1 protein-coding gene is annotated in these 511 nt (G+C 64.0%); it reads right to left on the reverse strand.

Features of this window, described 5'->3' with window-relative positions:
• Nucleotides 1-486: DUF4082 domain-containing protein (locus AC1DRO_RS21185; RefSeq protein WP_476952340.1), on the reverse strand; the 486-nt coding region annotated here is incomplete at its 3' end.
• Nucleotides 487-511: the final 25 nt, after the last annotated feature.

Here is a 511-nt window from a genome sequence, read left to right on the forward strand (position 1 = left end):
GGTGTTTGCCGTGATGGCCACCGGGCTGGAGAACGTAGCCTGCTGCCAGCCGGAGGCGGTTTCACCCGAGAACGTCACCGAGGCAAGCAACGTCCCGGAGGCGGACCACAGATGGCCGGTATGGGTCCCGGTATTGCTGCTTCCCTTGTAGAACCGGACACCTGTGACAGTCCCGGCCACGTCGGAACGGAACTTCATGCCCAGCTCCACGGCGTTGGCGTCATTGACTGTGACGGTGGACGGCACCGATTTGGCACTGAACACACTGCACGGGCAACCCGCCTGCGCGGCAGCTGTGGTAAATAGCCACGCATACGCCGTCATCGTCTGGCCCGTGCTGTTCGTGGCCCCGCTGACAGTGGCCGTATACGTCGTGCCGTAGGCCAGGGCACTTCCCGGGGTGAACACCGCTGTAGCGCTGGCGGAATCGTAGGAAACCGTACCAGCCACCGCATTGCCGCCGCTGTCCTTCAGTCTGAACGCCACGGACGACGCCGTCACGGCCTGATTG

It is taken from the genome of Arthrobacter sp. P4_F11 (assembly GCF_056401395.1).